We start from the raw sequence: 12,450 nt of genomic DNA on the forward strand, positions 1-12,450 counted from the left end.
TCAAGGAGGATAATCATGAATATCAAGGATTTAATGGTCAAAGAAGCAATGATCATGGATTTGCAAGCGACTGATAAAAAAGGCGCGATCGATGAAATGGTCCAAAAAATGTTTGATGCCGGCCGGATTTCCGATATCGACACATATAAAGAAGGAATTCTAGCTCGTGAAGCACAAACCTCTACAGGTCTTGGTGACGGAATCGCCATGCCTCACGCGAAAAATAGTGCAGTCAAAGAAGCAACAGTTTTATTTGCAAAAAGCCAAAAAGGAGTAGATTATGAAGCATTAGACGGACAGCCAACTTATCTGTTTTTCATGATCGCAGCTCCAGAGGGCGCGAACGACACACACTTGCAAGCATTAGCAGCACTATCTCGATTGCTGATTGATGCAGATTTTGTAGCGAAATTAAAAGAAGCAAGTACACCAGAAGAAGTCCAAGACTTGTTCCAAACAGCTGAAGAGCAAAAAGAAGCAGAAGAAAAAGCAGAACAAGAAACACAAGCTGCAGAAGCTTCTGCTCATCCAGAAAGAAAATTCGTTGTTGCCGTTACAGCTTGCCCAACAGGAATCGCTCATACTTACATGGCAGAAGATGCTTTGAAGAAAAAAGCGAAAGAAATGGGAGTGGAGATCAAAGTCGAAACGAACGGTTCAGAAGGAATCAAAAACCGATTGACTGCTGAAGACATCGCTCGTGCAGAAGGCGTGATCGTTGCAGCAGACAAAAAAGTAGAGATGAACCGTTTTGACGGAAAAGAATTGATCAATCGTCCAGTCAGTGATGGTATCCGTAAACCAGAAGAGTTGATCAATCTAGCCCTTAGTGGTACTGCACCAGTATTCCATGGTGACGGAAAAGAAAATAGTTCAGAAGAAGGAAACGCGGATGGTACTGTCGGACAAAGAATCTATAAAGATTTGATGAATGGCGTATCACACATGTTACCATTCGTTATTGGTGGAGGAATCGCTATTGCTCTTTCTTTCATGATTGACCAATTTATTGGCGTGCCGCATGACCAGTTATCGAATCTGGGGAACTACAATCAAGCTGCTAGCTGGTTCAACCAAATCGGACAAGCTGCATTTGGGTTCATGTTACCGGTATTAGCTGGATTTATTGCTTCAAGTATCGGCGACCGCCCTGGTTTGATTGTTGGATTTGCTGCTGGTGCATTAGCTAATACAGGTGGCGCAGGATTCTTAGGCGCACTGATTGGTGGATTCTTGGCTGGTTATGTCATCGTATTTTTACGTAAATTATTCAAGAACTTACCAAAATCATTGGATGGAATCAAAACGATCCTCTTTTATCCAGTGTTTGGCTTACTGATTACTGGTTTCCTGATGTTGCTAGTCAATGTCCCTATGAAAGCAATCAATGATGCATTGAACGGTTTCTTGACAAGTATGAGTGGTTCGAATGCTGCTTTACTTGGTGCATTATTAGCTGGAATGATGGCGGCAGATTTAGGCGGTCCAATCAACAAAGCCGCTTATGTATTTGGTACAGCAACTTTAGCTACGACTGTTGCCACTGGCGGAAGTGTTGTGATGGCTTCTGTTATGGCTGGAGGAATGGTCCCTCCATTGGCGATTTTCGTTGCTACACGTTTATTCAAAAATAAATTCAGCAAAACAGATCAAGATGCTGGTTTGACGAACATCGTGATGGGACTTTCGTTTGTCACGGAAGGATCGATTCCATTTGCAGCAGCTGACCCGATTCGTGCCATTCCAAGTTTTATTATTGGTTCTGCTTTAACTGGCGGATTAGTCGGTGCTTTCGGAATCAAATTACTGGCTCCTCATGGCGGAATTTTTGTTGTATTCTTACTGAGTCACCCAATCATGTATTTGGTGTTTATTGCTATCGGAGCAGTCGTCTCTGGTGTGATTTATGGTTTATTGAGAAAAGCTCCTGCAGTAGCAGAAGCATAGAAATAAAAAGAAGAGACTGGGGAAATCCAGCCTCTTCTTTTTTTGTAGAGTCAAAGTAGTATAGATGAATAGTTGTTGTGCCATAAAATAGTTCTTCCCGGTTCGTTAAAATGATTGCTTCAAATTTGTAATCGAAGATTTAGCCTCGATTTCTTGCTTGATTCTTGGTAAGTTTGCTTCATCAGTCAAGATTACCAAAATATCTCCTACATTCATGATCGTATCACCGTGAGTCAAGATTTCCTGATTTCCTCTGCGTATAGAGATTAGCAGCATATTTTTAGGCCAATTGAAGTCCCGTACCATTAATCCGTCTAAAGAACTCTCTGCCGTTACTGGAAAATCAAAAGTTGTCCTTGCGCCTTTAAGAGCGGCGGTCTGATTGTTTCCAAGTAAACGTTCCAACAATGATTCGTAGATCGGATTCCCTCCGAGAAGATCATCGACGATATAAGCAACAAGAGCAGCCAACCCTAAAGGCATCAGATGATTGAGAGAGCCAACCATTTCTGTCACTAAAATAATTGCTGTCAGCGGTGCTTTCCCAATTGCTGTGAAATAACCAGCCATGGCAATCACGACGAAATCCTTGATGTAGATTGGATCCATCCCGAAATCAACCATGATGTTTCCATAAAAGCTACCGATTAAAGCCCCCAATGTCAATATCGGAAGGAAAATCCCTCCTGGAAGACCACCACCATAAGAAATCATGGAAAAAACGAATCGAAGAACAAAAAAACCGATAATCATAATGATTGGCAATGAAGCATGTCCAAAAGCTAAAACGATTTGATTGCCTCCGCCTAGCGTACTAGGCCATAAATAACCAATCGGCAAAATCAGCAAGAAAGGAACGAATCCATGAAAATAAGCTGGTAAAGGCAATCGGTTGTAAAATTTTGGCAATGCTAGCAGGACCTTTTGATAAATAAAACCTAAGACGCCTAGAAGTACGCCTAATACCACCAAAGAACCATAATATTTCAACGGCAAAGAAGGAAGATCCCCTAGATATAAAACTGGTCTTAAGCCAAAAAAATAAAGAGAGACAAAGTTAGCTGTGATGGCCGAAGCAAAAGATGTCAGCCAAACAAGAGGAGAGAAGGAGTGATGGATTTCTTCTAAAACAAAGAGTAATCCTGCGATAGGAGCATTGAATGCTGCTGCAAGTCCGCTACTTGCTCCGCTAGAAATCAAAATCTTTTCTTCTGAAGATGGACTCCGAAACAATTGTCCAGCTCCTTGTCCGATAGCTGCACCAAGCTGTATAGAAGGGCCTTCTCGACCTAGAAAAAGTCCTGCGCCAACTGAAAGTACACCACCAATGAACTTTTTCCATAAAACAGAGAACCAGTTCATTGATAATTCCCCTCGAAGCTGTCCTTCTACTTGTGGAATCCCGCTTCCTTTGATATCCGGTTCATTTTTGACCAGATAACCCACAAAAAATGCTGCAAGGATGCAGCAAGTAGCCATGCCAACTAAATAAATCGGCTGTTCCCGACTTATTTCATAGATGCTTCGAACAAAATCGCCTAACTTTTCGATCGATAAACGAAACAGGCTAACCACGATTCCTGTCAGTAGTCCAACGAATATTCCTTTTAGAATAAAATATATCTGAGTTTTATCTAATTTCTTGATTTTTCCTTTTTTTTCCATTCAAACGCCTCGCTTTCTTTTAATTTAGCGCGAAATCAACGAATTGACAAGAAGAAATCCATAAAAAGAAACAAATGATTTTGAATTAGCTAGTTTAATGAAAGCCAAGAAAATGCTATAATTAACAAGATTGATAAAAGAAAGGATGTTGTTAATGTCATCCAAAGCTGAATTATTAAACGGGATGAACCCCCGTCAGAAAGAAGCTGTTCTTCACACTGACGGACCATTATTGCTGATGGCAGGTGCGGGAAGTGGAAAGACGAGAGTGTTGACGCATCGCATTGCCTATTTGATTGAGGAAAAAGAAGTCAATCCTTGGAACATCCTAGCGATTACTTTTACCAATAAAGCTGCAAAAGAAATGAAAGAACGTGTCAATGCGATTCTCGCATCTGGAGGCGAAGATGTCTGGGTATCGACTTTTCACTCAATGTGTGTGCGTATTTTAAGAAGAGATGTTGATTTTATCGGGTATAACCGGAACTTTACGATCATCGACTCTTCTGAACAGCTGACCTTGATGAAACGGATACTGAAGGAACTAAACATTGACCCGAAAAAATATGATCCTCGCAGCATATTAGGAACAATCTCCCAAGCAAAAAATAGCTTGCAGACCCCTCAAGATTTTGCAAAAATGCAAGGCAGTTATTACGAAGAGATTGTGGCAAAATGTTACGCTGCTTATCAAAAAGAGCTTCAATACAATCAATGTATGGACTTTGACGACCTGATCATGAATACGATCCGGTTATTTGAAGAACATCCTGATTCACTCACATATTATCAAAACAAATTCCATTATATTCATGTAGATGAGTATCAAGATACAAACCACGCACAGTATACGTTGGTCAATTTATTGGCAGGTAGATTTAGAAATCTATGCGTAGTGGGAGATGCAGATCAAAGTATCTACGGCTGGCGCGGTGCAGATATGCAGAACATCTTGGATTTCGAAAAAGATTATCCAGATGCTGCAGTGATTTTGCTGGAACAAAACTATCGCTCCACGAAAAACATTCTTAGCGCGGCAAACCAAGTCATTGAAAACAATAGCAATCGGAAACCAAAAAACTTGTGGACAGAAAACAAAGAAGGAAACAAGATCACTTACTATCGTGCAGATAATGAACGAGACGAAACCCGTTTTATCGTAGACCGGATGCAAGAAGAGATTCGAAGCAATCATCGGAATTACGGCGACTTTGCCATTTTGTACCGGACGAACGCACAATCTCGTGTGATGGAAGAAACCTTGTTGAAAGCAAATATTCCTTATAAAATGGTTGGAGGGCACAAATTCTACGATCGGAAAGAAATCAAAGATATTTTAGCGTATTTAAATGTGCTGGCAAATCCTCAAGACTCAATCAGTTTTGAGCGTATCGTTAATTCGCCCAAACGAGGCATCGGACCAGGATCTATCGAAAAACTACGCAGTTTTGCTTCTCTCCATGAATGGCCACTGCTTGAAGCAGCCCAAAATGTGGAACTGGCAAATATCGGTGGAAAAGCAGGCCAGCAATTAGGTTCATTTGGAGAGATGATTCAAGAAGTCACGCAGATGATCCCATACTTGACAGTGACAGAATTGACGAAAGAGGTTTTGGATCGTAGCGGATACCTGGAAGATTTAAAAATCCAAAATACATTAGAAGCACAAGCGCGTATCGAAAACTTGGAGGAATTTTTAACGGTCACACAAGAATTCGATAAGCAGTTCGAACAGCAAAATGAAGAAGATGCTGATGCACCAGAAGAAAAACTAACGGTCTTCTTGAACGATCTGGCACTTGTTTCTGACATTGACAATTTAGAAGAAGACGCTTCGCAAGTGACATTGATGACGTTGCATGCAGCCAAAGGATTAGAATTCCCAGTTGTATTCCTGATTGGTCTAGAAGAAGGTGTTTTTCCTTTATCTCGAGCATTGATGGAAGAAAGCGAACTGGAAGAAGAACGTCGTCTCGCTTATGTGGGAATCACGCGAGCAGAAGAAGCGTTGTATTTAACCAATGCTTTCTCCAGAACATTATATGGACGGACGCAATATAACCGTCCTTCTCGTTTTGTAGAAGAAATCGATCAAGAATTGCTAGAAATCGAGGGCATGCGTCCTACGCCTAAAAAAACACCTGTATTCGCAAAAAAAACAGCATATAGCTATAAACAGCCAGAGACAGCGGTTGTTTCCTCTAAAAGTGCCACTGGAGGGGAAAAGAACAGCTGGAAACCTGGAGATAAAGTCAAACACAAAAAATGGGGCCTAGGAACAGTCGTCCGAGTAAGTGGGACGTCGAAGGATCTAGAACTAGATGTGGCTTTCCCAAGTCAAGGAGTAAAACGTCTTTTGGCTGCCTTTGCGCCAATTGAAAAAGCTTAGTAGTGGAGGGTAAATGATGGAACATGAAATGACGATTGACGAAGCTGCTAAACGAGCAGAAGAACTTCGTACAAGATTGAACCAATGGTCTCGTGAATACTACGTAGAAGATAAACCAACAGTGGAAGACTATGTTTATGATAAAGAATACGCAGAATTAGTAGCAATCGAAGAACAATATCCTGATTTGATCACGTCTGATTCTCCCACTCAACGAGTAGGCGGAAAAGTATTAGAAGGTTTTGAAAAAGTCACTCATGATATTCCGCTTTACAGTTTGAACGACGTTTTCAGCAAAGAAGAACTGATAGCTTTTGATCAACGTGTACAAAAAGCAGTGGGACGTGTAGTCGACTATTGCTGCGAACTAAAAATAGATGGTCTTTCCGTCTCTTTGCGTTATGAAGATGGGAACTTCGTTAGAGGAGCGACTCGTGGGGATGGGACTGTAGGAGAAAACATCACTGAAAACCTAAAGACTGTCCGATCAGTCCCAATCAAATTAAAAGAACCGATGAACATCGAAGTAAGAGGCGAATGTTTCATGCCAAAACGGTCATTTGTTCAATTGAATCAAGACAGAGAAGCAGAGGGAAAAGATATCTTTGCGAATCCTCGGAATGCCGCAGCCGGTTCCTTGCGTCAGTTAGATTCTAAAATCACAGCGAAAAGAAATCTGGATACTTTTTTATACACAGTAGCTGATTTCGGTCCTATGGAAGCAAAAACACAGTATGATGCACTAGAAGAGCTAGAAAAAATAGGATTCCACACGAATCGGGAAAAACGTCTATGTCATTCGATTGATGAAGTATGGGCATACATTGAGGAATATCATGATAAACGTGTAGATTTGCCCTATGAGATTGATGGGATCGTCATCAAAGTGAATGAGTTCTCGTTGCAAGATCAACTTGGCTTTACTGTCAAAGCACCACGATGGGCAACAGCTTATAAGTTTCCCCCAGAAGAAGTTGAAACACTGATCGAAAACATCGAATGGACAGTCGGACGAACGGGGGTAGTGACACCAACGGCAATCATGACGCCTGTCCGAGTAGCAGGAACGACAGTAAGCCGTGCCAGTCTGCATAATGGGGATTATATCAAGTTGAAGGATATCCGCTTGAAAGATACAGTTCTGATTTATAAAGCGGGAGATATCATTCCAGAAGTTTCGCAAGTCGTGTTGGATAAACGACCTAAAGACAGCGAAGAATACCAATTACCTACACATTGCCCAGTTTGTGGAAGCGAACTTGTCCATTTGGATGAAGAAGTAGCGCTACGGTGCATCAATCCTAAATGCCCTGCTCAAATGAAAGAAGGCTTGAACCACTTTGTCTCAAGAAATGCGATGAATATCGACGGATTGGGCCCACGTGTGCTTGAACAGATGTATGACAAAAAACTAGTCGCAGATGTTGCTGATCTTTATAAATTGACAGAAGAAGAGTTATTGACGTTGGACAAAATAAAAGAAAAATCAGCAAATAATATTTTGACAGCAATTGACAACAGCAAAGATAATTCGGTCGAGCGGTTGATTTTCGGGTTAGGAATCAGACATGTCGGAGCGAAAGCAGCAAAAATTTTAGCAGAACATTTCGGTGATCTAGAGACATTGAGTAGAAGCGACTATGAGTCGATTATTGCGCTTGATACGATCGGTGATATCATTGCCGACAGTGTAGTCACTTATTTTAGTAACGAAGAAGTCCATGAATTGATGAATGAATTAAAACAAGCAGGCGTCAATTTCGAATACAAAGGGCTTCGAAGTACCCAATTGCAAGAAGTCGAGTCGCCTTTTAAAGAAAAAACAGTAGTCCTTACTGGTAAACTAACACGATTGACTCGTGAAGAAGCAAAAGAGACGATCGAAAATCTTGGCGGGAAAGTGACTGGTAGCGTATCGAAAAAAACAGATATCGTGGTAGCAGGAGAAGATGCTGGCAGCAAGCTAACCAAAGCACAAGAATTAGGAATCGAAGTTTGGACAGAAGATCAAATGGCAGAAGCATTGGCTCAAAGCCACTCAGCAAAAGAATAAATATTGAGTTTTTTCAGACAAATTTCAATAAATAATTTCAGACAGAGCACTCTTATGTTAAAATAGAGAGCAAAGTTTTTAACTCGTTTAGAAAGAAGGGGTAGTATGGCGATTAGTGAAGAACAAGTGAAACACGTTGCCAAATTAGCAAAACTTGCGTTCGCAGATGAAGAACTTGCAAGTTTTACCGACCAATTAGGTAAAATCATCGATATGGTGGAAATGCTGGAAGAAGTAGATACGGAAGGTGTTCCATTTACGTCGAATGTTGTCGAAACAGTAAACGTGATGCGACAAGATCGGGCGCAAGCTGGATGGAACCGTGATGAATTATTGAAAAATGTGCCGGAAACAGAAGACGGCTTTATCAAAGTACCCGCAATCATCGATAATGGGGAGGCTGGCGCATAATGACAAAAATATACAATCGTTCTCTAGAAGAACTGCATCGTATGCTTGTATCGAAAGAAATCACTGTACAAGATTTGACAAAAGCAACATTTGAACGAATCAAAGAAACTGAACCTGAGATCGAAGCATTCATCACATTGAATGAAGAAAAAGCATTGGAACAGGCAAAAGCTTTAGATGAAAAAGGTATTGATGAAAGCAACATCCTTGCTGGAATTCCGATTGGGATCAAGGATAATATCGTAACAAAAGATATCTTGACAACCGCTGCATCTAAGATTCTTTACAATTTTGAACCAATTTATGATGCAACGGTCATGGATAAAATCTATCAAGCAGATATGATCCCTGTTGGAAAACTAAACATGGATGAATTTGCTATGGGCGGAAGTACAGAAACTTCTTATTTCAAGAAAACAAAAAATGCTTGGGACCAAACAAAAGTACCTGGTGGCTCTTCCGGTGGTTCTGCAGCAGCAGTAGCAGCTGGACAAATCCCAGTTTCCTTAGGTAGTGATACGGGGGGAAGTATCCGCCAGCCAGCAGCTTTCAACGGCATTGTAGGAATGAAACCTACTTATGGCCGTGTCTCACGTTTTGGCTTGATTGCCTTTGCTTCATCTCTTGACCAAATCGGACCAATGACCCGTACGGTGAAAGATAACGCATTAGCATTGACAGCTATCAGTGGTTATGACGAAAAAGACGGTACTTCTTCAGGCGTTTCAGTTCCTGACTTTGCAGAGGGACTGACCGGTGACATCAAAGGAATGAAGATTGCTTTACCTAAAGAATACTTAGGCGAAGGTGTGGCCTCTGGCGTAAAAGAAGCTGTATTGAAAGCAGCAGAAACATTCCGTTCATTAGGTGCTGTTGTGGAAGAAGTCAGCTTACCTCATTCAAAATACGGTGTGGCTGTTTATTATATCATTGCCTCATCAGAAGCAAGTTCCAACTTGCAGCGTTTCGATGGTATCCGCTATGGTTATCGCTCTGAAAACGTGAAATCATTGGATGATGTATATGTCAACTCACGTTCAGAAGGATTCGGTGAAGAAGTAAAACGCCGTATCATGTTAGGTACATTCTCATTAAGTGCGGGCTATTATGACGCTTACTTCAAAAAAGCAGGACAAGTCCGTACATTGATCAAACGAGATTTTGAAAAAGTCTTTGCAGATTATGACTTGATCATCGGACCATCTTCACCAACAGTGGCATTCGGAATCGGTGAGAACATCAACGATCCAATCACGATGTACATGAGTGACATCTTAACGATCCCTGTCAACTTGGCTGGACTTCCAGGTATGTCTGTACCGGCAGGATTGTCAGAAGGATTACCAGTTGGATTGCAGATCATCGGTAATTATTTTGATGAAAAAACGATGTATCAAGCGGCATATGCGTTTGAACAAGCAACAGAATTCCACACACAACAACCAGCTATTTTAGGAGGGAAAGACGAATGAATTTTGAAACAGTCATTGGACTAGAAGTCCACGTCGAGTTGAAAACCAACTCAAAAATTTTCTCTCCAGCGCCAGCTCATTTTGGTGCAGAACCAAACAGCAATACAAACGTGATCGACTGGGGTTATCCAGGCGTGCTACCAGTAATGAATAAAGCTGCGCTGGAATTCGGGATGAAAGCCGCTTTGGCATTAAACTGCGAAATCTCTAAAGATACTCATTTTGACCGGAAAAATTACTTTTACCCAGATAATCCGAAAGCATATCAAATTTCCCAATTTGATCAACCAATCGGTCATGACGGATGGATCGAAATCGAAGTAGAAGGCAAGAAGAAAAAAATCCGGATCGAACGGGTCCATTTAGAAGAAGATGCTGGGAAAAACATGCACGGTATCGGCGGCTATTCTTACGTTGATTTGAACCGACAAGGCACGCCTTTGATCGAAATCGTTTCTGAAGCTGATATGCGTTCACCAGAAGAAGCATACGCTTATCTAGAAGCATTGCGTTCAATCATCCAATTTACAGAAGTCAGCGATGTGAAAATGGAAGAAGGTTCTATGCGTTGTGATGCGAATATTTCTCTCCGCCCTTATGGACAAGAAGAATTCGGTACGAAAGCAGAATTGAAAAACTTGAACTCTTTATCTTTCGTGAAAAAAGGTTTAGCTTTTGAAGAAAAACGTCAAGCAAAAGTTCTTCTTTCAGGAGGAGAAATCCAACAAGAAACACGCCGTTTTGACGAAACAACGAATAAAACAGTTTTGATGCGTGTGAAAGAGGGTTCTAGTGATTATCGTTATTTCCCAGAGCCTGATATTCCGAAATTCGTGATCGATGACGAATGGATTCAAAAAGTAAAAGCTAGTTTACCTGAGATGCCAGCTTCTCGTCGCGAACGCTATATCCGTGAATTTGGTCTTCCAGAGTATGACGCAATGGTATTGACACTTACAAAAGAAATGTCTGATTTCTTTGAAGCTGTTTTGGAAAATGGTGCAGATGCCAAGCAAGCATCTAACTGGTTGATGGGTGAAGTTTCTGCTTACTTAAACAGTGAGAAACTGGAATTAGCTGAGACAAAATTGACACCTGAGAACTTAGCAGGAATGATTCGTTTGATCGCCGATGGAACGATCAGCTCAAAAATCGCCAAAAAAGTCTTCCGTGAATTGATCACAAATGGCGGAGAAGCGCAAGAAGTTGTTGAGAAAAATGGTTGGGTACAATTATCTGATCCTAGCAAACTTCTTCCAATCATTAATGAAATCTTGGATAACAATCAACAATCTGTCGATGATTACAAAAATGGAAAAGATCGTGCGGTTGGCTTCCTAGTCGGTCAAATCATGAAAGCAACTAAAGGGCAAGCAAATCCTGGTGTCGTGAACAAGCTGCTTAAAGATGAATTAGCGAAACGCTAGAGGCTGAAAATGAAAAAAGCACGCGTAATTTATAACCCTACCTCGGGAAAAGAATTATTGAAAAAAAATTTGGCGGATATCCTGCAGGCATTAGAAGAAGCAGGATTTGAAGCTAGCGCCTATGCCACTACACCAGAACCTGATTCAGCCAAGAATGAAGCACGCAGAGTTGCAGAACTAGGTTTTGATCTAGTAGTGGCAGCTGGGGGCGACGGAACGATCAACGAAGTGGTCAATGGGATCGCTCCGCTTGAACACCGTCCTAAAATGGCCATTATCCCAGCCGGTACGACGAACGACTATGCTCGAGCATTAAAAATTCCTAGAGATAATATTAAAGCAGCAGCAGAAGTAATAAAAAAACACCAAACAGTAAAAATGGACATCGGTCTTTCTGATAGCAGTTACTTCATCAATATCGCTGCAGGCGGCTATTTGACAGAATTGACTTATGAAGTTCCATCAGAACTAAAGAGTATTTTTGGTTATCTTGCCTACCTTGCGAAAGGAGCAGAGATGCTACCTCGAGTAAAGCCAATCAAAATGCGCTTGAAGTATGATGAAGGGGAATATATCGGAAATGCTTCGATGTTTTTCCTAGGGCTGACGAACTCTGTTGGAGGATTCGAACAGATCGCGCCAGATGCCAAATTGGATGATGGCAAGTTTTCTTTGATCATTGTAAAGACAGCAAATATCTTTGAGATCTTGCATATTGCGGCACTCATGCTGAATGGCGGTCGACATGTCGATGATCCAAGAGTAATCTATACCAAAACAAGCAGTTTGTTCGTCGAAACAGAAGATGATATCAATCGACCAGTAATGATCAACTTAGATGGTGAATATGGCGGGGAAGCACCGATGCATTTCCAAAATCTTCATCAGCACATTGAGTTCTTTGCCAATACCGATCAGATTCCTGATGAAGCAATCACAGGCACAGATGAAGAAGAATTAGAGGTTGTCAGCAAAGAATTCGTAAAAGAAGTCGAACGTTTAACGGATGAAGATATCGACGGTGACGGAAAAATAGCAGACGAAACACCTAATCAAAAGAATTAATCAAAAGCCGGTGCTGAACGT

The 12,450-nt window shown here is 41.3% G+C and carries 8 protein-coding genes; 7 read left to right on the forward strand and 1 reads right to left on the reverse strand.

Annotated elements, in window-relative coordinates; translation table 11 throughout:
- The first annotated feature begins 15 nt into the window (after positions 1–15).
- Entirely contained in the window at positions 16–1,947 is a 1,932-nt protein-coding gene (locus AC1F25_RS03140; protein WP_002306502.1) for a PTS fructose transporter subunit IIABC, read from the forward strand.
- Positions 1,948–2,052: 105 nt separating this feature from the next.
- On the opposite strand, the gene AC1F25_RS03145 is transcribed toward AC1F25_RS03140, so the two are convergent.
- Positions 2,053–3,612, reverse strand: a complete 1,560-nt coding sequence (locus AC1F25_RS03145; RefSeq protein ID WP_479994243.1) for a ClC family H(+)/Cl(-) exchange transporter — start codon at positions 3,610–3,612, stop codon at positions 2,053–2,055.
- Positions 3,613–3,766: 154 nt separating this feature from the next.
- Here AC1F25_RS03145 and pcrA point away from each other — a divergent pair, with 154 nt between their 5' ends.
- From pcrA to AC1F25_RS03175, 6 genes are all read left to right on the forward strand, one after another.
- Entirely contained in the window at positions 3,767–6,001 is a 2,235-nt protein-coding gene (gene pcrA / locus AC1F25_RS03150) for a DNA helicase PcrA (RefSeq protein WP_002334742.1), read from the forward strand.
- Between the two features lie 16 nt (positions 6,002–6,017).
- A complete protein-coding gene (gene ligA / locus AC1F25_RS03155; RefSeq protein WP_002309019.1) occupies positions 6,018–8,054 on the forward strand; it encodes an NAD-dependent DNA ligase LigA in 2,037 nt (678 codons plus the stop codon).
- Positions 8,055–8,159: 105 nt separating this feature from the next.
- Positions 8,160–8,465, forward strand: a complete 306-nt coding sequence (gene gatC / locus AC1F25_RS03160; RefSeq protein WP_002288477.1) for an Asp-tRNA(Asn)/Glu-tRNA(Gln) amidotransferase subunit GatC — start codon at positions 8,160–8,162, stop codon at positions 8,463–8,465.
- Positions 8,465–9,937: an Asp-tRNA(Asn)/Glu-tRNA(Gln) amidotransferase subunit GatA gene (gene gatA, locus AC1F25_RS03165; RefSeq protein ID WP_119364953.1), complete on the forward strand. Its 1,473-nt coding sequence runs from the start codon at positions 8,465–8,467 to the stop codon at positions 9,935–9,937. Before gatC ends, gatA begins: the two co-directional genes overlap by 1 nt.
- Positions 9,934–11,364, forward strand: coding sequence for an Asp-tRNA(Asn)/Glu-tRNA(Gln) amidotransferase subunit GatB (gatB, locus tag AC1F25_RS03170; protein ID WP_002309021.1), 1,431 nt, complete (start codon positions 9,934–9,936; stop codon positions 11,362–11,364). The genes gatA and gatB overlap by 4 nt, the downstream gene beginning before the upstream one ends.
- A gap of 9 nt (positions 11,365–11,373) precedes the next feature.
- Positions 11,374–12,429: a diacylglycerol kinase gene (locus tag AC1F25_RS03175; RefSeq protein WP_002292050.1), complete on the forward strand. Its 1,056-nt coding sequence runs from the start codon at positions 11,374–11,376 to the stop codon at positions 12,427–12,429.
- The last annotated feature ends 21 nt before the right edge of the window (positions 12,430–12,450 follow it).

Source organism: Enterococcus sp. M-BR2 (genome assembly GCF_056612775.1).

What these genes read in the sequence shown, in the direction of transcription:
- ligA (WP_002309019.1), top strand. Translation starts at nt 6,018, where the DNA reads ATGGAACATGAAATGACGATTGACGAAGCTGCTAAACGAGCAGAAGAA.
- AC1F25_RS03145 (WP_479994243.1), bottom strand. Translation starts at nt 3,612, where the DNA reads ATGGAAAAAAAAGGAAAAATCAAGAAATTAGATAAAACTCAGATATAT.
- gatA (WP_119364953.1), top strand. Translation starts at nt 8,465, where the DNA reads ATGACAAAAATATACAATCGTTCTCTAGAAGAACTGCATCGTATGCTT.
- pcrA (WP_002334742.1), top strand. Translation starts at nt 3,767, where the DNA reads ATGTCATCCAAAGCTGAATTATTAAACGGGATGAACCCCCGTCAGAAA.
- AC1F25_RS03140 (WP_002306502.1), top strand. Translation starts at nt 16, where the DNA reads ATGAATATCAAGGATTTAATGGTCAAAGAAGCAATGATCATGGATTTG.
- AC1F25_RS03175 (WP_002292050.1), top strand. Translation starts at nt 11,374, where the DNA reads ATGAAAAAAGCACGCGTAATTTATAACCCTACCTCGGGAAAAGAATTA.
- gatC (WP_002288477.1), top strand. Translation starts at nt 8,160, where the DNA reads ATGGCGATTAGTGAAGAACAAGTGAAACACGTTGCCAAATTAGCAAAA.
- gatB (WP_002309021.1), top strand. Translation starts at nt 9,934, where the DNA reads ATGAATTTTGAAACAGTCATTGGACTAGAAGTCCACGTCGAGTTGAAA.